Consider the following 20,498-nt stretch of genomic DNA (forward strand, 5'->3'; position numbering starts at 1 on the left):
CGCCCCCGGCGGGCGTGGGTCAGTCGGCGGCGAGCGCCATGTGCACCTGGTAGCGATCGCCGCGGTACCACGACGTCACGTGCTCGACGGGGGTCCCCCCGGCGCGGGAGCTCCGGCGGAACACCAGGGTCGAGGATCCGGCGGTCACCTGCAGCGCCTCGGCGGTGTCGGCATCCGCGGCCTCGGCCCACACCGTCTGCTCCGCGCTGTCGATGTGCACCCCGTACCGCTCCGCGAGCACGCCGTAGAGCGAGGCGCTGAGGTCGTGGTCGCCGAGGTCCGCCGCCACGCGTGCGGAGTACCAGCCGAGCTCGAGGGCCATGGGGGTGCCGTCGGCCAGCCGCAGCCGCTCGACGGCCCAGGCGCGCTCGTGCTCGTCGAGGCCCAGGGCGGCGCGCGCCTCGAGCGGCGGGGCGCTGATCCCGACGCGTCGCACGAGCGTGGTCGCCACCATCCCGCGCCGCCGCATGTCCTCCGTGAAGGAGGCGAGGTGCAGCTGCGACTGGATCCGCTCCCCGGCCACGAACGTGCCCTTCCCCTGCACCGTGTAGAGCCGCTGCTCCTCGATGAGCTGCCGCAGCGCCTGCCGCACGGTCGCGCGGCTCACGTCGTGGGTGGTCGCGAGCTCCCGCTCCGACGGGATGGCGGCGTGCGCGGGCCACGCGCCGCCGATGTCGGCGAGCAGGATCGCCCGCAGCTGGGCGTGCTTGGGGACCGGGCCGGGGGCGACTACGGCGGTCCGGGCGGCGGCGGCATCGCGGGGTCGGGGCATGTGCGCGTCTCTCGGCGTTGACACGACGGGGTGGCGGCACGTAGCTTCACCGGTACGTACCAGTTGCAGCCGCGTTTCCCCGTCGTGTGGGCGATCTTCGTCCCATCGACTCTAGATGCTCGGCACTGGTGCATACCAGTCGTCCGTCCCATCGAGGAGTCCCCGTGGTCCGTGTGCTGTCCCCGCTCGTGGGGGTCGCCCTGCCCCTGCCGTCCGTGCCCGATGCGCTGTTCGCCGCGGGGGCGATGGGGCCCGGGGTGGCGATCGCGCCGCCCGCCGAGATCGTCGACGTGGTCGCGCCCATCGCCGGGACGCTGCTGCAGGTCTTCCCGCACGCCTTCGTGGTCGCGGCCGACGACGGCCTCGCGGTGCTCGTCCATCTCGGCATCGACACCGTCGGCCTCGCGGGCGCGGGCTTCACGGCCTTCGCTGCCAAGGGGGACCGCGTCGCCGCGGGCGCTCCCGTCATCGCCTACGACGTCCCCGCGATCCTCGCCGCCGGCCTGTCCAGCGTCGTCCCCGTCATCGTGCTCGAACGCTCGCCGGAGGACGTCCGCGTGCTCGTGGACGAGGGGGCCGGCCTGCTCCCCGGCTCCCCGCTGCTCTCCGTCTGACCCGCCCGGGGAGTCCGCGGGCCCGCCCGCCCGCCCGCTCGACCGCCCGCCCGACCCGAGGATCCGCCGCTCCACCCATCACCGGTGCCCACCGCGAAGGAGAACCCATGACCGCCACCGCCCCGCCGCGTCGCCGACGCGCCGTCCCGGGCTTCGCCCAGATGCAGCGCCTCGGCACGAGCCTGATGCTCCCGATCGCCGTGCTGCCCGCGGCCGGGATCCTGCTCCGGATCGGGCAGCCCGACCTGCTCGGCAGCATCGACCTGCCCGTCGTCGGCACGTTCTTCCAGGCCATGAGCGCCGCCGGGGGCGCGCTGTTCGACAACCTGGCGCTCCTGTTCGCCGTGGGTGTCGCCATCGGATTCGCCAAGAAGGCCGACGGCTCGACCGCGCTCTCGGCGGTCGTCGGCTACCTCGTGCTCTCGAACGTGTTCAAGGTCATGTCGCCGGTGGTGCTCGCCGGCCAGAAGACGGTCGCCGGCGAGCAGGTGCTGATCAACTACAGCGTCTTCGGCGGGATCGTCGTGGGCCTCGTGACCGCCTGGCTGTTCGACCGGTACCACACCATCCAGCTGCCCGCCGCCCTGGGCTTCTTCGGCGGGCGCCGGTTCGTGCCGATCATCGTCTCCCTCGTGAGCCTCGTCATCGGCTTCGGGCTGAGCTACGCCTACCCGGTCTTCGACCTGGGCCTCTCCGGTCTCGGCGCGTTCATCGGCGGCACGGGCGCGCTCGGCGCCTTCGTGTACGGCTTCGCGAACCGGATGCTCCTCCCGGTGGGCCTGCACCACATCCTCAACTCCTACGTCTGGTTCCTCCAGGGCTCCTACACGAAGGCCGACGGGAGCGTCGTCACGGGCGAGGTGACCCGCTTCGCCGCCGGTGACCCGACGGCGGGCACGCTCACGTCGGGCTTCTACCCGGTGCTCATGTTCGGGCTCCCCGCCGCGGCGCTGGCGATGATCCACCTGTCGAACCCCGCGCAGCGCAAGGCGGCCATCGGCGTCCTCGGCGCGACGGGTCTCACGGCGTTCCTCACCGGCATCACCGAGCCCCTCGAGTTCGCGTTCATGTTCGCGGCCTTCCCGCTGTACGTCGTGCACGCCCTGCTCACCGGGCTCTCGCTCGCGATCGCGAACCTGCTCGACATCCACCTCGGCTTCTCGTTCTCGACGGGCCTCTTCGACCTGCTGCTCTACGGCACCGCCCCCGCGGCCAAGAACGTCTGGCTGATCGTGGTCATGGGCGTGGCGTACTTCGCCGTCTACTACCTGCTCTTCCGCCTCGTCATCGCGAGGTGGAACCTGCGCACGCCGGGCCGGGAGGAGGTGGTGGCGCCGGTCGACGGGGTCGCCCACGCGGATGCGGATGCGCCTTCGGATGCGGACGCCGGGGCCGCCGCCCCTGCGCCTCCGGGCGCCGGCCCCGCCGGCCCCGCCGGCCCCGCCGTCGCCGCGTCGGCCCCCACCGCCGAGCGGCTGATCGCGGCCTTCGGCGGGCGCGACAACCTCGTCCTCGTCGACGCGTGCATCACGCGCCTGCGCGTCGAGGTCGCGGACCGGGCGCTCGTCGACCACGCGCGCCTCAAGGAGCTGGGCGCGGCCGGCGTGATGGAGGTGGGGGACAACGTCCAGGCGGTCTTCGGCCCCCGCGCGGAGTCCCTGAAGGACGCGATGCGCGAGGCCCTCTGATGGAGGTCGTGGTCGTCCCGACCGCGGAGGACGCCGCCCCGCTCGTCGCCGACGCCTGCAGCGCGCTGCTCGAGCGCCGGCCGGATGCGGTGCTCGGCCTGGCGACCGGCTCGACGCCCCTGCCGCTGTACCGGGAGCTCATCCGGCGCCACCGGGAGGAGGGGCTGAGCTTCGCGCGGGCCCGGGCCTTCCTCCTCGACGAGTACGTGGGGCTGCCCGCCGGGCACCCCGAGCGGTACCGCGCGTTCATCGCGGAGGAGCTCGAGCGGCACGTCGACTTCGCCCCCGGCGCGATCCGCGGCCCGGGCGACGCCGGATCCGACCCGCTGGAGGAGGGTCCCGCCTACGAGCGGGCCATCCGGGAGGCCGGCGGCATCGACCTGCAGGTCCTCGGCATCGGCACGGACGGGCACCTGGCCTTCAACATGCCGATGTCGAGCCTCGGCAGCCGCACGCGCCTCAAGACCCTCACGGCCCGCACCCGGCGGGACAACGCGCGCTTCTTCGGCGACGACGTCGATCGGGTGCCCACGCACTGCCTCACGCAGGGGCTGGCGACGATCCTCGACAGCCGGCACGCGATCATGCTCGGCTTCGGCCGGGCCAAGGCGCAGGCGGTGCGCGCGGCCGTCGAGGGGGCGCTGTCGGCGCGCTGGCCCGCGTCGGTGCTGCAGCTTCACCCGCACGCCACGGTGGTCGTCGACGAGGAGGCCGCCGCCGAGCTCGAGTTCGTCGAGCACTACCGCGAGACCTTCGCGGGCAAGCCGGCCGGGCAGGGCCTCTGATGCGGCTGCGCGCCGCCCGCGCGCTGGTCGACGGCGCGTTCACGGGGCCGGTCGTCGTCGACGTGGCCGCGGGGCGGATCACGGCCGTCCACGCGGCGACGGGGACCGAGGTCGTCGACCACGACCTCGTCGACGGGACGCTCAGCGCGGGCCTGCTGGACCTCCAGGTCAACGGCTCGTTCGGCGTCGACGTCGCGTCGGCGGACACCGCGGGCTGGCGCACCCTCCTGGCCGGGCTCGCCTCGCGCGGCGTCACGGGGGTCGAGCCGACCGTGATCACCGCGCCGCTGCCCGAGATCGCGAGCGCCCTCGCCCGCGTCGGGCGCGCCCAGGGCGAGTTCGCCGGCGAGCCGGTGGCCCGGATCCTGGGGGCCCACCTCGAGGGCCCGTTCATCTCGCCCGCGCGCAAGGGCGCGCATCGCGTGGAGTGCATGCTCCTCCCGACCCCCGCCCACCTCGATGCGCTGCTCGCGGATCCGGCGGCCCGCGCCGCGCTGCGGACGGTCACGCTCGCCCCGGAGCTGCCGGGCGCGGAGGAGGCGACGCGGCGGCTGGTCGCGGAGGGCTGCGTCGTCTCCGTCGGCCACAGCGACGCCACCGCGGACCAGGTGCGCGCGGCCGGCGACGCCGGCGCGACGATGACCACGCACGTGTTCAACGCCCAGCGCCCCCTGAAGCACCGGGAACCGGGCGTGCCGGGCGCGGTCCTCACCGACGAGCGCTTCTTCGTCGGGACGATCATCGACGGCCAGCACCTCGACCCCCGGGTCGTGTCGCTCGTCATGGGCGCTGCCGGCAGGCGCATGGTCGGGGTGACCGATGCCATCGTGACCGCCGGGCGGGAGCCCGGGGAGTGGCACGAGTTCGGCGGGAAGCCCGTAGCCAACGACGCCTCGGGCCTCGGGCGCCGGCGCGACGGCACCATCGCCGGGGCGGGCGTGGTGCTCGACGAGGGGGTGCGGCGCATGATCGGCGCGGGACTGGATCCGGCCCGCGTGCTCGCCGCGTGCACCGAGAACGCCGCCCGATCCCTCGGGCGCACCGACATCGGCCACGTCGCCGCGGGGGCGTCCGCCGACCTCGTGTGGTGGGACGCCGCCTGGCAGCCGTCGGCGGTGTGGATCGCGGGGGACGCGATCCGCCCTCCCGTCGGCTAGCCGCGGCCGCGGCCGGGAGGGCGGGCGTCGACTCGCGTCAGGTCCGGTGGATCCGCACCGTGACAACCTGGAACGCCCGCAGCACGAGCCGCGCCCCGCGTCCGTCGTCCTCCGGCTGGAAGGCGATCGCCCGCGGGAAGCCGTCGCCGAGGGGGCGCTCCAGCACGTCGACCTCGGTGAGGCGCTGGGCGTCGAGGTGCGCCTCGAGGCGGGTGGCGGTGCGTGCGCCCGTGGACTCGTAGAGCCGCACGATCACGTCGCCCGAGCCGTCGTCGGCGAGCTTCAGCGCCTCGATCCGCACGGTGCCGCCGTGCACCGTGACGAGCCCGGAGGCGGTGGGCAGCGACGACGGGACGGCCGCGTCCGGCGTGGCGGCGGATCCGACCGCGGCCGCGGGCGCGACGGCGGCCACCGCCCCGGTCTCCTCGCCGGGCCGCACGACGCGCACCGGCAGGTTCTGCTCCAGCCCCGCGTCCACCGCGCCCTCGATGCCGACGCCCGGAACGAGCGCGTACTCGAACCGGTGGTGGCCGATGTCCTGCACCGGGTCGGGGGAGCGCGCCGCCCGGACCAGGCTGATCCGCATCTCCGTCTCCACCTCGCCCGTCGCGCCGACCGTGCGCGTGATGTCGTGGCCGTAGCTGCCCGCGTTGGTGAGCGCGACGCCGTAGCCGGGCTCCTCCACGTGCACGAAGCGGTGCGCCATGACCTCGAAGCGCGCCTCGTCCCACGACGTGTTCGTGTGCGTGGGACGGCGGACGTGCCCGAACTGGATCTCGGCGCTGTGGTGCTGCGCGTGGATCGTGAGCGGGAACGACACCTTGAGGAGCTTCTCGTCCTCGAGCCAGTCGAGGTCGGCCGTGGCGTGGATCCGGGCGTCGTCCGCGTGCAGCGACACCCGCTGCACGACGCGCGAGCGCCCGAACTGGCGGACCACCTCGACGGTCGCGCGGAGCGGCGAGTCCTCGACGAGCTCGACCGACTCGGCCTCGACCAGGTCGGTGCGGCTCGCGCGGTAGTGCGCGTCGACGTCCCAGGCGTCCCACGCCGTGGGGATGTCCTCGTGCAGCTGGAGCAGGTTCGCGACGCGGCCGGCGGGCACGAGCTCGCGGTCGGCGTGGCGGAGGTCGAGGATCGAGGTGACGAGGCCGCGCGCGTCGATCGTGACGCGGAGCAGCCCGTTGTCGAGCACGGTGCCGCCGTCGGCGCGCGTCGTGACGACGGGGGAGGCCGGCTCCACCGCGACGAGCGGCGCGATGCCGCTGCCGGGCACCGCGACGAGCGCGAGCGCGGATCCGTCGGGCGCCTCCACGAGCGCCGTGCGTGCGTGGCCGGTCGAGTTCACCGCGAACGCGCCGGATCCGTCGCCCTCGCCGTCCGCGACCGCCTGCGCCGTGACCCGCGCGATCGCGTCGGCCACGAGCGCGTCGAGCTCGGCGAGGCTGCGGGCGTAGTCCTCCTCGTTCTCCCGATGCACCCACGTGATGGAGGAGCCGGGGAGGATGTCGTGGAACTGCTGCAGCAGCGTCTGCTTCCAGAGCCGGTCGAGCGCCGCGTACGGGTAGTCGGCGCCCGTGCGGACGGCCGCGATCGTCCACCACAGCTCGGCCTCGCGGAGGCGGTGCTCGGCCTGGCGGTTGCCGCGCTTCTCGCGGGCGTGCGAGGTGAACGTGCCGCGGTGCAGCTCGAGGTACAGCTCGCCGACCCAGACGGGCGCGTCCGGGTACTCGGCCTCGGCCTTGCGGAAGAAGTCGTCCGGGTGCTCGACGACCACCTTCGGCGACCCCTCGAGGTCGGCCGTGCGGCGCTGGCGCTCCATCATGTCGCGCGTGGGCCCGCCTCCGCCGTCGCCGTAGCCGAAGGGCGCGAGCGACATGGTCGCGCGGCCCTTCTCGCGGAACTGCCGCACGGCGTGGTGCGTCTCCTCCGCCTCGAGCGTGGAGTTGTAGGTGTCGATGGGCGGGAAGTGCGTGAAGATCCGCGACCCGTCGATGCCCTCCCAGAAGAAGGTGTGGTGCGGGAACGTGTTCGTCTGGTTCCAGGAGAGCTTCTGCGTGAGGAACCAGTCGAGCCCGGCGAGCTTCGCGATCTGCGGGAACGACGCCGTGTAGCCGAACGAGTCGGGCAGCCACACGCCGTGGGTCTCGACGCCGAGCTCCTCCTGGAAGAAGCGCATGCCGTGGGTGAGCTGGCGGATCATCGCCTCGCCGCCCGGCAGGTTGCCGTCGGGCTCGATCCACATGGATCCGACCGGGTACCACGTGCCGTCGGCGATAGCCTGCTTGATGCCCTCGAACACCGTCGGGTAGTTCTCCTTCACCCAGGCGTACTGCTGCGCCTGCGAGCACGCGAAGCGGAAGTCGGGGTACTGCTCGGCGAGCCGGAGCACGTTGGAGAAGGTGCGAGCGGTCTTGCGCTTCGTCTCGCGGATGGGCCAGAGCCAGGCGCTGTCGATGTGGGCGTGGCCGATGCCGCTCAGCGTGTGGGCGCTCGGCACGGCCTTGCGGGAGAGCACCTCGGCGAGCTCGGCGCGGGCGGCCGCGGCCGTGCCGACGATGTCGTCCATCGCCAGCACGTCGAGCGCGCGCTCGATCACGCGGAGCACCTCGTGGCGGCGCGGCTCGGTCTCGGGCAGCTCCATCAGCAGCTGGTACAGCACCTCGACGTCGAAGCGCAGCGCCCACACCTCGGGCTCGAACACCGCGAGCTCGGCCTGGCGGAAGCGGTAGATGGGCTCGGCGGGCGCGGTCGCCTTGTCCCCGTAGGGGGTCGGCACGAACTCGTTCACGAGGATGTCCGGGTTCCCCGCCGCCTCCACGAGGAAGCGCACCTGCTCGCCGCCCGCGGCCTCGTCGGCGAGGCGCACGTAGGTGTTGCGCGGGTGGATCCCCTTGACCGGCACGCCGTCCATGGTGTGCACGAGGCACTCGGCCTGGTTGCCCGGCCAGTCGCCGATGAAGCCGGGGTCGATGAGCAGCTCGACCGTGCGGCCGGCCCACTCGGCGGGCACCTCGCCCGTGACCTCGAACCACCACGTGGACCACGCGCGGCCCCACGGCTGGCCGAGCTCGAACGGCGCGTACTCCTGCCGCATCGCCTCGGCGACGGGCACGGGCTCGTCGGGCGCCATCCACGCGCGCAGGGTCACGGGCGTCTTCGACGAGTAGACCGCGGGGGTGATCCGCTCGTCGAGCGCGCGGAGGATCCGCTCCTGGACGAGCTTCTGGTTCTGGTGCATGGGGAGTCCTCCGGGTTCGGGGGTGGGGACGGGCGGGAGGGGCGTGCGGGAGGGAGGCGCGGGCGGCGGGAGCCGGGCGCGACCGGCGGTCAGCGCAGGTAGGACAGCGCCGGGAACGCGTGCATCGCGTCCTCCAGCAGGGAGCGCGCGACGGTGACGGAGTCGACGAGCGGGTGGTGCGCGAGGGCGCGGACGGCCGCGGCGCGGGATCCGCCGAGGCCGGCCTCGATGGTCTGCCGCTCCACGTACTTCGCGTTGGTGACGAGGCCCACGCCGAAGTCGGGGAGCTGGGTGCCCGCGACCGGATGCGCGCCCGAGGCGTCGACCACGCACGGCACCTCGACCACGGCGTCCGCGTCGAGGGCCGCGAGCGTGCCGCGGTTCCGCACGTTGAGGATCAGCCGCGCGCTCTGGTCGTACGCGATGCCGCGCATGAGCGCGATCGCGACGTCCTCGTAGCCGCCCGAGACGAGATCGCCCTCGTCGCGGTCGCCCATGCCGGCCGACTGCCGGTTCGTGGCCATGTACGTGGTCTCGCGGTCGAGCCGCGTGCGCTCCCAGAGCGCCAGCGCGGACACGTCGTGCCGGTGCTCGAGCTGCTCGTAGAACCGGCCCTGCTGCTCCACGAGGAAGCCGCCGCGGGTCTGCGCGGCGAGCTGGTCGGCGTGCCGCACCTCGCGCTGGAAGTAGTAGTAGTGCAGGTACTCGTTCGGCACGGCGCCGAGCTCGGTGACCCACTCGGCGCCGAAGAGCCGGCCCTCCTCGAACGTGCCGATGAGGTCGGGCCGGGCCATGAGGTCCGGCAGCACGTCGCGGCCGTCGACCCGGAGGCCGCGCAGCCAGCCGAGGTGGTTGAGCCCCGCGTAGTCGATGACCACGTCGTCGCCCGCGACGCCGAGCGCGCCGAGCACGCGGCGGGCGAGGCCGATGGGGGAGTCGCAGATGCCGATGACGCGGTCGCCGAGCACGCGCGACATGGCCTCGGTCACGACGCCCGCGGGGTTCGTGAAGTTGATGACCCAGGCGTCGGGGGCCTGCGCCCGGATCCGCTCGGCCAGGTCCATCACGACCGGCAGCGTCCGCAGCGCGTAGGAGATGCCGCCGTAGCCGACGGTCTCCTGCCCGATGACGCCGTGCGCCATGCCGAGCCGCTCGTCGCACGAGCGCCCGGCCATGCCGCCCACGCGGATCGCCGAGAACACGAACGCGGCGCCCGCGAGCGCCTCGTCGAGGTCGGTGTGCAGCGAGATGACGGGCGCGTCCGGGTACGCCGCGGCCTGCTCCGCGAGCACGCGCGCGACGGCCGTGAGGCGCACCTCGTCGGTGTCGTAGAGGGCCACGTGCGAGACGCGGCCGGCCTCGTGGTCGCGCAAGAGCGCCGAGTAGACGAGCGGGACGCGGAAGCCGCCCCCGCCCAGGATCGTGAGCCTCATGCGACGGTCACCGACACTCCCTTGTCCGCGAGGCCCTGCGACACCCGCTCGTGCGGGGCGGCCTCGGTGATCAGCTGCGTCAGCGACGCGGTGGGGGCGACGCGGCCGGCGCCGGTGCCCGGGAACTTGGAGGAGTCGGCGAGCACCGTGACCCGGTCGCTCACCTCCGCCATCGCGCGCTTGATGGGCACCTGGGCCATCGTCGTGTCGCGCAGGTCGCCGTTGTCGGCGATGCCGCTCACGCCCACGAAGGCGTGGTCGGCGTGCAGCATCCGCAGGCTCTCGGCGGTGAGCGGGCCGGACACCGAGCGGTAGACCGGATCCCAGTCGCCGGGCAGCAGGATGAGCCGCACGCTCCGGTCGTCGCGCAGCACGTCGAACGCGGCGATGCTGGCGGTGATGACCGTGAGGGAGCGCCCGCGCAGCTGCTCCGCGAGGTGCAGCGTGGTCGTGCCGATGTCGAGCACGACCGACTGGCCGTCGAGGATCTGCGCGGCCGCGGCCCGGGCGATGCGCTCCTTGGCCTCGCGGTTGACCTGCTCGACCTCGGCGAACGGCGCGTCCACCTCGACGAGGACGGCGCCGCCGTGCGTGCGCCGGAGCGCGCCCTGCTCGTCGAGACGGGCGAGGTCGCGGCGGATGGTGGCGTCGCTCGTGCCCGCGGCCTCGGCCAGCTCGGCGACCGTGGCGCTGCGCGTGGCGCGCAGCCGGTCGAGGATCACGAACTCCCGGGCGTCTCTCATGAAGTGAACATTAGCGCGCAGGATCAGTCAGAAACAATCTCGTAATGAACAAGGTCTTCCATCCATGTGCTCACATGGGCTAGAAACGTCACTACCGGTCGCCGCTCACCCGACGACCGCGTCCACCGGCAGAGTCGCCGTCGGCGGACCACCCCATCCGCCGTGTCCGCACGGCGCGATCCCGAGAAGCCGAGGTCACCGTGTCCGCAGCCCCCCGCCCCGAGCGGCCCGCCGGCCTGCTGGTCGTCGGCCAGCTGTTCGCGGACGTCGTCTTCGGCGACCTGCCGAGCGGCCCCCGGCCGGGCCACGAGATCTGGACCTCGTCGTTCGGCCACGGCCCCGGCGGCATCGCCAACTTCGCCGTCGCCGGCGCGCGCCTCGGGGTGCCCACCGTCATCGCCGCCGCCGTGGGCGTGGATCCGTTCTCCCGCCTCGTGCGCGCCGAGCTCGCCGCGGAGGGGGTCGACCTCCACCACCTCGTCACGCTGGAGGGCTGGTCGCTGCCCGTCACGGCGTCGCTCGGCTACGACGACGACCGCGCCATGGTCACGGGCGGCGTCGCCTGCCCGCTCAGCTCCGACGAGCTCGTGCCGGGCGCCGTCCCGGCCGTCGCCGCGGCGCTCGTGCACCTGGATCCGCACCGCAGCTCCTGGGTCGGCCGCGCCGCCGCCGCGGGCACCGACGTGTACGCCGACGTCGGCTGGGACCCGTCCGAGCGGTGGGACCCGGCCATCCTCGAGCAGCTCGACGAGTGCCACGCCTTCCTCCCCAACGAGCTGGAGGCCGCCGCGTACACGGGCACCGGCTCCGCGGTCGAGGCCGCCCGGGCGCTCGGCGCGCGCGTGCCGCTCAGCGTCGTCACCTCCGGATCCCGCGGCGTCGTCGCCGTCGACTCCGCCCGCGGCGAGGAGGTCGTCCGACCGCCGCTCGCCGTGCGCGCGGTCGACGCGACCGGCGCGGGCGACGTCTTCGGCGCATCGCTCGCCGCCTCGGCCCGCGCGCCATGGTCCCTCACCGAGCGCGTGGACTTCGCGTGCCTCGTGGCGGGGATCACGGTCACCCGCCCCGGCGGCGCGGCCGGAGCCCCGCGGCTCGACGAGCTCGTGCCGTGGCTGCGCGCGCACCCCGAGGCCGCCGAGCCCGGCCGCTACGACTACCTCGCCGACGCCCTCTCCCGCCCCGACGCCGACCGCCTGCTCGCCTGAGCCGGCCCGCCGCGTCCCCCTGCTCCCCGACCCCGACCCCGACCCCGACCGCCCGCTCCGACCCGCCCGTCCCCCACCGAATCGAGAACCACCATGCCCATCCCCTCCGCCCGCCGCGCTCGCGCCCGGCGCATCGTCGTCGGCGTCGCGACCCTCGCGCTCCTCGCGCCGGTCCTCGCCTCCTGCTCGTCGTCGGGATCCTCGGCCGGCGGGCAGCTCGACCTCTGGATCTGGCCGGACGGCCTCAGCCAGACGGTGCTCGACAAGGTGCCGGCGGAGGTGCCGGGCACCACGCTCAACGTCTCCACCATCGGCGGCGACTTCAAGCAGAAGCTCGTCACCACCTTCACCGGCCGCTCGGGCCTGCCGTCCGTCACGGGCGTCAAGGGCGAGGACATGCCGTACTTCCGCAGCGAGGACGGGCTCTTCGAGGACCTCGACCAGCTCGGCGCGAAGGACGTCGCCGGCCAGTACCCGGCGTGGAAGCTCGAGGAGGCCACCACGAAGGACGGCCAGCTCCTCGGCCTCCCCATCGACATCGGCCCCACCGCGCTCTACTACCGCGCGGACGTGTTCAAGAAGGCCGGCCTGCCGAGCGAGCCCGCCGACGTGGCCAAGGCCACCGCCACCTGGGACGACTACTTCGCCTTCGGCAAGAAGCTCAAGGCGGCCACCGGCGGCGCGATCTTCGTGGACGCCTCCGACGTGTTCACCAAGTCGCTCGGCCAGGGCACCACCCGGTTCGTCGACGAGGACGGGAACTACACGGGCGACAGCGCCACCGTGAAGGCCGCGTGGGACCGCGCGGTGCTCGCCTACCAGGACGGCCTCACCGCGAACGTGACCGACGGCAGCCCGGACTGGGCGTCGGCCATCAGCAACGGATCCCTCCCGGCCCTCCTCGGCGCGTCCTGGTACCAGGCCGACCTCAAGAGCGCGACGGCCGACACCTCCGGCGACTGGCGCGTGGCGCCCATGCCCGGCGGCCCGGCCAACATCGGCGGCTCCTTCCTCTCCATCCCCGCCGGCACCAAGGACCCGCAGGCGGCCTTCGCCGTGATCAAGGACGTGCTGAGCGAGGACAACCAGGTCACCGCGTACGCCGACAAGGGCATCTTCCCGTCGGCCACCGCCGCCTACGACTCCCCGGAGCTGCAGAAGGGCGACGACTTCTTCGGCGGCCAGTCGACCGTCGGGATCTTCGCCGACGCCGCGGCGAAGATGCCCACCGCCTACACGAGCCCGTACGACAACCAGGTCCAGGCCGCGTTCGTCACGGAGCTGCAGAACGTGACCTCGCTCGGCAAGGACCCCGACCAGGCCTACTCCGACGCCGTCGCCGCGGGCGAGGCCGCCCTGAAGACCGCGAAGCAGTGATCCCCACCGTCGTCCGCCGCACGTGGCCGTACTACGTCGCGATCGCGCCGTTCTTCGTCCTGTTCCTGGTCTTCGGCCTGTTCCCCGCGCTCTACTCGCTCGTGCTCTCGTTCCAGGACTGGAACGGCCTCGGCACGGCGAAGTGGGTGGGCCTCGCGAACTTCCAGGCCCTCGCGGCCGACGCCACGTTCTGGCTCTCCATCCGGAACACGCTGATCATCTTCGCCCTGTCGACGTTCCCGATGATGGCCATCGCGGTCGTCGTCGCGGCGATGCTCAACTCGGCGAAGCGGCTCAGCACCTTCTACAAGATCAGCTACTTCGTGCCGAACGTCACCAGCGTGGTGGCGATGGCCGTGCTCTTCGGCTCGATCTTCGGCGACAGCTTCGGCCTCGTGAACGCGGGGCTCCGCGCGATCGGGCTCGACGGCGTGCCGTGGCTGTCGACGCCGTGGGCGATCCAGGTCACCATCGCGGTGCTCATCACGTACCAGTGGACCGGCTACAACGCGATCATCTTCCTCGCGGGCATGCAGGCCATCGGCACCGAGGTCTACGAGGCCGCGAAGCTCGACGGCGCCGGCGCGATCCGCACCTTCTGGTCGGTGACGCTGCCGCTCCTGCGCCCCACGATCCTGTTCGTGCTGGTGGTCTCGACCATCACCGGGTTGCAGAGCTTCACCGAGGCGCAGGTGCTCACGGCCTCCTCCAGCACGACGAACCCGAACTCGGGCGGCGCGGGCCAGGCCGGCCTCACGACCGTCCTGTACTTCTACCAGCAGGCCTTCAACTACAACCGCTTCGGCTACGGCGCCGCCATCGCGTGGGGCGTGTTCCTGCTCGTGGTGATCTTCTCCATCATCAGCTTCCGGCTCGGGTCGGAGAAGAAGGAGAAGGCCGTGCGCGTGCCCGGCACGAGGAAGGGAGACCGCGCATGAGCGCGACCGTCCACGCCGCGGGATCCGCCGCGGCCCGCCTCGCCGACCAGGCCTCCGGGCGCCCGCGCGACGAGCGCGCCGGTCGTCCCGCGGGGCGCCGGCAGCTGCCGCCCGGGCGGGTGATCCTGCACGGCGTGCTGTTCGCGGGATCCATCGTCAGCCTGTTCCCGCTGTACTGGCTCGTCGTGATGGCGAGCAACACCACGAGCGACATCTACAAGTCGCCGCCCGTGCTCGTGCCGGGGCCGTACCTGTGGGACAACATCCAGGCCGTGTTCCGCACGATCGACTTCGGCGGATCGCTCATGAACACCGTGATCGTCGCGGTGTCCGTCACCGTGCTCGTGCTGTTCTTCGACTCGATCGCGGCGTTCACGTTCGCGAAGTACGAGTTCCCGGGCCGGCGCGCGCTGTTCGCGCTGCTGCTCGTGACCTTCATGCTGCCCGCGCAGCTGTCGGTGATCCCGCAGTTCGTGACGATGATCAACCTCGGCTGGGTCGGCCAGCTGCAGGCGCTCATCGTGCCGGCGGCGGCGAACGCCTTCGGCATCTTCTGGCTGCGGCAGTTCATCATCTCGAGCGTGCCGGACGAGCTCATCGACGCCGCCCGCATCGACGGCGCCGGGTTCTTCCGCCAGTACCTCACGGTGTGCCTGCCGCTCATCCGGCCGGGCCTCGGGTTCCTCGGGATCTTCACCTTCATCGCCGCGTGGAACGACTACCTCTGGCCGCTCATCGTGCTCAACGACCCCGGCACGCTCACGCTGCAGGTCGCGATGAGCCAGCTCAACAGCGCCCACGGCAAGGACTACGGAATGGTCATGGCGGGCGCGCTGCTCGCGGTGATCCCGCTCATCATCGTGTTCCTCGTCGGCGCGAAGCAGTTCATCGGCGACATCGCGAAGGGCGCGCTGAAGTGACGACCGCCCCGCTGCGCACGGCGCGGGTCACGGCGGTGGACGACGCCGCGGGCCTCGGCTCGGCCGCGGCCGACGTCGTGCAGGCGTTCCTCGGCGAGGACCCGGCGGGCGTGCTCGGCGTCGCGACGGGATCCAGCCCCGAGCCGCTCTACGCCGAGCTCGGCCGCCGCCACCGCGACCGGGCGCTCATCACGGACGGGGTGTCGCTCGTCGCCCTCGACGAGTACGTGGGCCTGCCGCCCGGGCACCCCCAGTCGTACCTCGCGTTCGTGCGGGCGCGCATCGCCGGGCCGCTCGACGTGCCGGACGCGCGCGTGGTGGTGCCCGACGGGGCGGCGGCGGATCCGGACGAGGCCGCGGCCGAGCACGAGCGGCGGATCCGACGGCTCGGCGGAGCGGGCCTGCAGATCGTGGGCATCGGCGCCAACGGGCACCTCGGCTTCAACGAGCCGGGCTCCCCGTTCGACGGCGTCAGCCGGGTGGTGCGCCTCGCCGGCGCGACCCGGCGGGACAACGCGCGGTACTTCGGCGGCGACGTGGACGCGGTGCCGACGCACGCGATCACGCAGGGCATCGTGACCATCATGTCCGCCCGCCGGATCCTGCTCGTGGCCTCGGGGGAGCGGAAGGCGCGGGCCCTCGCGGCGGCGCTCGCCGGTCCGGTGACCGAGCGCGTGCCCGCGTCGGTGCTGCAGCGGCATCCGCACGTGACCGTGGTCGCCGACCGGGCCGCGCTCGCGGGGCTCGACGAGCGGGGCTGACCCGCGGCTCGTCACTCGTCGCTCCGCTCCCCGCTGACCGTCCCACCCCGCGCCGTCGCGCGCACCCACACGCACGGAGGATCCGCATGTCCCACCTCGACGACGTCGCCCCCGGATCCACCTCGCGCCTCGCCCCGCGCGCGCGGTTCGCGACCGACGCGCCCGCCCTGTCGCTCGACGGCGACTGGCGGTTCCGTCTGCTGCCCGAGGCGCCCGTGGACGCGGCCGGCGCGACGCCCGCGGTCGCGGATCCCGCGCTCGACGACGCCGCGCTCGACGCGGCCGGCTGGACCACGCTGCCCGTCCCGTCGCACTGGGTCCTGCACGGCCACGGATCGCCCGCGTACACGAACCTCCAGTACCCGTTCCCCATCGACCCGCCGCACGTGCCCGACGCGAATCCCACGGGCGAGCACCGGCGCGCGTTCCGGCTGCCCGCGTCCTTCGCCGACGCCGAGCGCGTGCTGCTGCGCACCGACGGGATCGAGGGGCTCGCCACCTTCTGGGTCAACGGCGTCGAGGCGGGCTGGACCACCGGCAGCCGCCTCGCGACCGAGCTCGACGTGACCGCGCTGCTCGTGCCGGGCGACAACGTGCTCGGGATCCGCGTGCACCAGTGGTCGGCCGCCTCCTACCTGGAGGACCAGGACCAGTGGTGGCTGCCCGGGATCTTCCGCTCGGTCGAGCTGCTCGCCCGCCCGGCGGGCGCCCTCGATGACGTGCGGGTGCGGGCCGACCGCGACCCCGTCGACGGATCCGGTCTCCTCGCCGTGGAGGTGGACGGCGCGTTCCCCGTGGTGGTGCGCGTGCCCGAGCTCGGGATCCACGCGACGTGGGAGACCCCGGCCGACGTCGCGCCCCTCGCGATCCCCGCGGTCGACGCGTGGAGCGCCGAGCTGCCGCGCCTCTACGACGCGACCGTGTCGTCGCCCGGCGAGACGGCGACCCTCCGGATCGGGTTCCGCACGGTGCGCATCGACGGCGACGCGCTCCTCGTGGACGGCCGGCGCCTCACCTTCCGCGGCGTCAACCGGCACGAGTCCCACCCCGAGCGCGGCCGCGTGTTCGACGAGGCCGAGGCGCGCGCCGACCTCGAGCTGATGAAGCGGAGCGGGATCAACGCGATCCGCACCTCCCACTACCCGCCGCATCCGCGCCTCCTCGACATCGCCGACGAGCTCGGCTTCTGGGTCGTGCTCGAGTGCGACCTCGAGACGCACGGCTTCTGGGACGTGGAGTGGCGGGACAACCCGTCCGACGACCCGCGCTGGCGGGGCGCGTACCTCGACCGGATCGCCCGCACGGTGGGCCGCGACCGCAACCACCCGTCGATCGTGATGTGGTCGCTCGGCAACGAGTCGGGCACCGGGCGCAACATCGCGGCCATGTCGGCGTGGGTCCGGCGCGCGGATCCGACCCGGCCCGTGCACTACGAGGGCGACCTCACGGGCGAGCACACCGACGTCTACTCGCGGATGTATCCGACGCTCGAGGAGATCGACTCGGTGTGCGGCACGCCCGCGGCGAGCATCCACGAGACCACGGGCGCGACCGGCGCGAAGCAGCGCGCGAAGCCCTTCCTCCTGTGCGAGTACGGGCACGCGATGGGCAACGGGCCCGGATCGCTCGCCGACTACGAGGACGCGATCGACCGCTGGCCGCGCCTGCACGGCGGCTTCGTGTGGGAGTGGCGCGACCACGGGCTGCTCGCGCGGACCGCCGACGGGCGCCCCTTCCACGCGTATGGCGGCGACTTCGGCGAGCCCGTGCACGACGGGCCCTTCGTGATGGACGGCCTGCTGCTCTCCGACGGCACGCCCACCCCGGGCCTCGCCGAGCTCGCGGCGGTCATCGCGCCGGTGCGCGTGCGGGTGGCGGCCGACGGATCCTCCGTGCGGGTCGAGAACCGGCGGCACAGCGCCTCCACGGCTGACGTCGACCTGGTCTGGATCCTCGACCACGACGGCCGCCGGGTCGCCCGCGGGATCCTCGAGCACGCACCCCTCGCGGCCGGCGACGCCGTCACGATCCCGCTCCCCGAGGAGGCGCGCGTCGCCGGCCACGCGGAGGAGGCGCACGTGACCGTGCAGGTCGTCACCCGCTACGACGCGCCCTGGGCGGAGGCCGGCCACGTCGTCGCGCAGCACCAGGCGCTCGTGCGCGACCGGCCCGCGCCGCGACCCCGGCCGGTCGGGCGCTGGCACGGCGACGCGCTCGGCGTCGGCGCATTCGACGCGCGCGGCGACCTCGTCGCGTGGAGCGGCGTGCCCGTGCGCGGCCCGCGCCTCGAGCTGTGGCGCGCGCCCACCGAGAACGACCGCGGCGCCGGCCAGGGATCGTACGAGCTGGCGGAGCCCGAGCTGACCGGCGGACGCGGCGCCGAGGAGACCCCGCCGTCGGCCGACCGCTGGCGCGAGCGGGGCCTGCACCGGCTCACGCACCGGCTGCTCGGATCCACCCGCACGGCGGACGGCCTCGAGACGCGGATGCGCGTGCAGGCCGCGCACTCCGGCGCGGGCGTCGACGTCGCCTTCCGCTGGGCCGCGACCGACCGCGGCCTCCTGCTCGCGACCGAGGTCGTGCCGTTCGGCGTGTGGGACTGCACGTGGCCGCGCGTCGCCGTGCGCATCGACCTGCCGGCCGCGCTCGCCGAGCACCCGGTCGCGTGGCACGGCACGGGGCCGGGGGAGTCGTACGCCGACAGCCGCACGGCCGTGCGCGTCGGCCGCTTCGCCTCGAGCGTCGACGGCCTCGCGGTGGCCTACGCGCGCCCGCAGGAGACGGGCCACCGGCCGGAGCTGCGGTCGCTCGTGATCGGCGACGGATGCGCGACGCCCCTCACCGTGACGACCGTGCCCGACGCCTCCGGCCACCGCGCCGGGTTCCAGCTCTCCCGCTGGACCCCGCAGCAGATGACCGACGTCGGCCACCCGCACGAGCTCCCCGCCCCCGACGGCCTGCACCTGTTCCTCGACGACGCGCAGCACGGCCTCGGATCCCGCGCGTGCGGCCCCGACGTGCTCCCGCGCCACGCGCTCTGGCCGTCGCTGCGCACGTGGGAGGTGCTGCTGGGGTAGCCGGCGGCCGATGTCGGTGGCGGGCGCTTCACTGCGCGCATGGACCTCCATTCGACCCCCACTCCCACCCCTCCCTACGAGGACGTGCTCGCCGAGCTGAAGGGTCGCGTGCACGCCGCGCGTCACGCCGCGCAGCGGCGGGTGAACACCGAGCTGGTCATCCTCTACTGGCGCATCGGTGCCACGCTCGCGCGGCAATCGGATGAGCAGGCGTGGGGAAGCGGGGTCATCTCACGTCTCGCAGCCGACCTGCGAGCTGAGTTCCCCGAGATGAAGGGCTTCTCGCCTCGGAACCTGATCTACATGCGCTCGTTTGCGCGGGCCTGGCCCGACCCGGCAATCGCGCAACGGCCTGTTGCGCAATTGCCCTGGGGACACGTGACGGTGCTGTTGAGCAGAGTGGATGCGCAGGCGGATCGAGACTGGTACGCCTCCCGCAGCGTCTCCCACGGCTGGTCGCGCAACGTCCTCGAGCACCACATCCGCACGCGCCTCCACGAGAGGTCGGCGAGCGCTCCGACGAACTTCGACCGGGCCCTGGACGCCGAGCAGTCGGACCTCGCCCGTCAGCTCACGAAGGACCCGTACGTGCTCGACTTCCTGGCCGTCGACGGCGACGCGGCGGAACGCGAGCTCGAGCGGGCGCTCGTGGACCGGATCATCGACACCCTGCGCGAGCTCGGCGAGGGGTTCTCGTTCGTCGGACGTCAGGTCCACTTCGACGTCGACGGCGACGACTTCTTCGTGGACCTCCTGTTCTTCCACGTCGAGCAGCTGCGCTACGTCGTCATCGAGCTGAAGACGGGCCGCTTCCGTCCGGAGCAGCTCGGGCAGCTCGGCTTCTACGTCGCGCTGGTCGACGATCGGCTGCGCCGGGCACACCACGCGGACACCGTGGGCCTGCTGCTCGTGGCGGGCAAGACGGATGCGGTGGTGCGGTACTCGCTGGCCGGGCAGCGGGCACCGGTCGCCGTGTCCAGCTACGACCTCCTGCCCGAGGCCGAGCGCGCCGCCCTGCCATCGGAGGCGGTGCTCGCCCGGGCTGTCCGGGATCCGCGCGAGCCCCGGACGCCCGGGTGACACGCATGCGCCGCCGCTAGGCTCCATGCGCGCGCATGGAAATGATCCGTGCGGGAAGGAGCACCCCATGAGCACCACCTACCGCGTCGGCTACCTCGTCGGCAGCCTGTCGTCCACCTCCATCAACCGGGCCCTGTCGCTCGCGCTCAAGCGCCTCGGCGCCCAGGCCGGCCTCGAGCTCACCGAGATCCCCATCGCGCCGCTGCCCTTCTACAGCGCCGACATGGACGGGGACTACCCCGAGGTCGCGAACGCGTTCAAGGCGCGGATCGCCGACGCCGACGCCGTCCTCATCGTCACGCCCGAGTACAACCGCTCGGTGCCCGGCGTGCTCAAGAACGCGCTCGACTTCGCGAGCCGCCCCTACGGCGAGAACGCGTTCCAGGGCAAGCCCAGCGCGGTCATCGGCACGTCCATCGGCGCGGTCGGCACGGCCGTCGCGCAGCAGCACCTCCGCAGCATCCTGTCGTTCCTCGCGTCGCCGGAGCTGTCGCAGCCCGAGGCGTACATCCAGACCACCGAGGGCCTCATCTCGCCCGAGGGCGCGATCTCGAACGCCGGCACGGAGGAGTTCCTCCTCTCCTGGCTGCAGGCGTTCCACGCGCACATCGAGAAGAACCTGCAGGCCGTCTCCGCGTAGTCGGCGACGCACGACGCGAGGGGCCCGGGTGGATCGTCCGGGCCCCTCGTGCGCGCTCCGGCGGGTCGGC

The 20,498-nt window shown here is 73.5% G+C and carries 16 protein-coding genes; 12 read left to right on the forward strand and 4 right to left on the reverse strand.

The genetic code is table 11. From position 1 onward, the window contains the following. Positions 1–19 precede the first annotated feature (19 nt). Positions 20–772 (reverse strand): GntR family transcriptional regulator, encoded by a 753-nt coding sequence (locus ACU4ZT_RS01550; RefSeq protein ID WP_063070474.1) that lies wholly within the window; start codon positions 770–772, stop codon positions 20–22. 164 nt (positions 773–936) lie between these two features. Between ACU4ZT_RS01550 and ACU4ZT_RS01555 the strand changes: the two genes are divergently transcribed. The 4 genes from ACU4ZT_RS01555 to ACU4ZT_RS01570 all read left to right on the forward strand — a co-directional run bounded on the left by ACU4ZT_RS01555 (position 937) and on the right by ACU4ZT_RS01570 (position 5,016). After that, on the forward strand, positions 937–1,386 hold the full coding sequence (locus ACU4ZT_RS01555) for a PTS sugar transporter subunit IIA (protein WP_270980687.1): 450 nt from the start codon (positions 937–939) through the stop codon (positions 1,384–1,386). 107 nt (positions 1,387–1,493) lie between these two features. Continuing rightward, the gene (locus ACU4ZT_RS01560) at positions 1,494–3,074 is read left to right on the forward strand and encodes a PTS transporter subunit EIIC (protein WP_414763607.1); all 1,581 of its coding nucleotides are present in this window, start codon (positions 1,494–1,496) and stop codon (positions 3,072–3,074) included. After that, on the forward strand, positions 3,074–3,859 hold the full coding sequence (gene nagB / locus ACU4ZT_RS01565) for a glucosamine-6-phosphate deaminase (protein WP_063070471.1): 786 nt from the start codon (positions 3,074–3,076) through the stop codon (positions 3,857–3,859). Before ACU4ZT_RS01560 ends, nagB begins: the two co-directional genes overlap by 1 nt. Then, positions 3,859–5,016 (forward strand): N-acetylglucosamine-6-phosphate deacetylase, encoded by a 1,158-nt coding sequence (locus tag ACU4ZT_RS01570; RefSeq protein ID WP_063070470.1) that lies wholly within the window; start codon positions 3,859–3,861, stop codon positions 5,014–5,016. Before nagB ends, ACU4ZT_RS01570 begins: the two co-directional genes overlap by 1 nt. A gap of 37 nt (positions 5,017–5,053) precedes the next feature. Here ACU4ZT_RS01570 and ACU4ZT_RS01575 read toward each other — a convergent pair whose 3' ends face one another. From ACU4ZT_RS01575 to ACU4ZT_RS01585, 3 genes are all read right to left on the reverse strand, one after another. Beyond that, positions 5,054–8,254 carry an alpha-mannosidase gene (locus ACU4ZT_RS01575; protein WP_445337719.1) on the reverse strand — a complete coding sequence of 1,067 codons (3,201 nt, stop codon included), beginning with the start codon at positions 8,252–8,254 and terminating at the stop codon, positions 5,054–5,056. Between the two features lie 89 nt (positions 8,255–8,343). Beyond that, positions 8,344–9,687 (reverse strand): 6-phospho-beta-glucosidase, encoded by a 1,344-nt coding sequence (locus ACU4ZT_RS01580; RefSeq protein WP_063070468.1) that lies wholly within the window; start codon positions 9,685–9,687, stop codon positions 8,344–8,346. Beyond that, on the reverse strand, positions 9,684–10,430 hold the full coding sequence (locus tag ACU4ZT_RS01585) for a DeoR/GlpR family DNA-binding transcription regulator (protein WP_270980681.1): 747 nt from the start codon (positions 10,428–10,430) through the stop codon (positions 9,684–9,686). Before ACU4ZT_RS01585 ends, ACU4ZT_RS01580 begins: the two co-directional genes overlap by 4 nt. Before the next feature lie 200 nt (positions 10,431–10,630). Between ACU4ZT_RS01585 and ACU4ZT_RS01590 the strand changes: the two genes are divergently transcribed. From ACU4ZT_RS01590 to ACU4ZT_RS01625, 8 genes are all read left to right on the forward strand, one after another. Further along, the gene (locus ACU4ZT_RS01590; RefSeq protein WP_445337721.1) at positions 10,631–11,635 is read left to right on the forward strand and encodes a carbohydrate kinase family protein; all 1,005 of its coding nucleotides are present in this window, start codon (positions 10,631–10,633) and stop codon (positions 11,633–11,635) included. A gap of 93 nt (positions 11,636–11,728) precedes the next feature. After that, positions 11,729–13,012, forward strand: a complete 1,284-nt coding sequence (locus ACU4ZT_RS01595) for an ABC transporter substrate-binding protein (protein ID WP_063070452.1) — start codon at positions 11,729–11,731, stop codon at positions 13,010–13,012. Beyond that, positions 13,009–13,950 carry a carbohydrate ABC transporter permease gene (locus tag ACU4ZT_RS01600; RefSeq protein ID WP_063070451.1) on the forward strand — a complete coding sequence of 314 codons (942 nt, stop codon included), beginning with the start codon at positions 13,009–13,011 and terminating at the stop codon, positions 13,948–13,950. Before ACU4ZT_RS01595 ends, ACU4ZT_RS01600 begins: the two co-directional genes overlap by 4 nt. After that, positions 13,947–14,870, forward strand: a complete 924-nt coding sequence (locus ACU4ZT_RS01605) for a carbohydrate ABC transporter permease (protein ID WP_107490144.1) — start codon at positions 13,947–13,949, stop codon at positions 14,868–14,870. The genes ACU4ZT_RS01600 and ACU4ZT_RS01605 overlap by 4 nt, the downstream gene beginning before the upstream one ends. Continuing rightward, a complete protein-coding gene (locus tag ACU4ZT_RS01610) occupies positions 14,867–15,631 on the forward strand; it encodes a glucosamine-6-phosphate deaminase (protein ID WP_445337724.1) in 765 nt (254 codons plus the stop codon). The genes ACU4ZT_RS01605 and ACU4ZT_RS01610 overlap by 4 nt, the downstream gene beginning before the upstream one ends. A gap of 86 nt (positions 15,632–15,717) precedes the next feature. After that, on the forward strand, positions 15,718–18,708 hold the full coding sequence (locus tag ACU4ZT_RS01615; RefSeq protein ID WP_445337725.1) for a glycoside hydrolase family 2 TIM barrel-domain containing protein: 2,991 nt from the start codon (positions 15,718–15,720) through the stop codon (positions 18,706–18,708). A gap of 39 nt (positions 18,709–18,747) precedes the next feature. Continuing rightward, positions 18,748–19,788, forward strand: a complete 1,041-nt coding sequence (locus tag ACU4ZT_RS01620) for a PDDEXK nuclease domain-containing protein (RefSeq protein WP_063070449.1) — start codon at positions 18,748–18,750, stop codon at positions 19,786–19,788. 67 nt (positions 19,789–19,855) lie between these two features. Then, complete coding sequence (locus tag ACU4ZT_RS01625) at positions 19,856–20,428, forward strand: NADPH-dependent FMN reductase (protein ID WP_414748519.1); 573 nt, start codon at positions 19,856–19,858, stop codon at positions 20,426–20,428. The last annotated feature ends 70 nt before the right edge of the window (positions 20,429–20,498 follow it).

This window comes from Clavibacter davisi (assembly GCF_052751415.1).

What these genes read in the sequence shown, in the direction of transcription:
- ACU4ZT_RS01570 (WP_063070470.1), top strand. Translation starts at nt 3,859, where the DNA reads ATGCGGCTGCGCGCCGCCCGCGCGCTGGTCGACGGCGCGTTCACGGGG.
- ACU4ZT_RS01595 (WP_063070452.1), top strand. Translation starts at nt 11,729, where the DNA reads ATGCCCATCCCCTCCGCCCGCCGCGCTCGCGCCCGGCGCATCGTCGTC.
- nagB (WP_063070471.1), top strand. Translation starts at nt 3,074, where the DNA reads ATGGAGGTCGTGGTCGTCCCGACCGCGGAGGACGCCGCCCCGCTCGTC.
- ACU4ZT_RS01615 (WP_445337725.1), top strand. Translation starts at nt 15,718, where the DNA reads ATGTCCCACCTCGACGACGTCGCCCCCGGATCCACCTCGCGCCTCGCC.
- ACU4ZT_RS01580 (WP_063070468.1), bottom strand. Translation starts at nt 9,687, where the DNA reads ATGAGGCTCACGATCCTGGGCGGGGGCGGCTTCCGCGTCCCGCTCGTC.
- ACU4ZT_RS01585 (WP_270980681.1), bottom strand. Translation starts at nt 10,430, where the DNA reads ATGAGAGACGCCCGGGAGTTCGTGATCCTCGACCGGCTGCGCGCCACG.
- ACU4ZT_RS01560 (WP_414763607.1), top strand. Translation starts at nt 1,494, where the DNA reads ATGACCGCCACCGCCCCGCCGCGTCGCCGACGCGCCGTCCCGGGCTTC.
- ACU4ZT_RS01625 (WP_414748519.1), top strand. Translation starts at nt 19,856, where the DNA reads ATGAGCACCACCTACCGCGTCGGCTACCTCGTCGGCAGCCTGTCGTCC.
- ACU4ZT_RS01575 (WP_445337719.1), bottom strand. Translation starts at nt 8,254, where the DNA reads ATGCACCAGAACCAGAAGCTCGTCCAGGAGCGGATCCTCCGCGCGCTC.
- ACU4ZT_RS01605 (WP_107490144.1), top strand. Translation starts at nt 13,947, where the DNA reads ATGAGCGCGACCGTCCACGCCGCGGGATCCGCCGCGGCCCGCCTCGCC.
- ACU4ZT_RS01550 (WP_063070474.1), bottom strand. Translation starts at nt 772, where the DNA reads ATGCCCCGACCCCGCGATGCCGCCGCCGCCCGGACCGCCGTAGTCGCC.
- ACU4ZT_RS01620 (WP_063070449.1), top strand. Translation starts at nt 18,748, where the DNA reads ATGGACCTCCATTCGACCCCCACTCCCACCCCTCCCTACGAGGACGTG.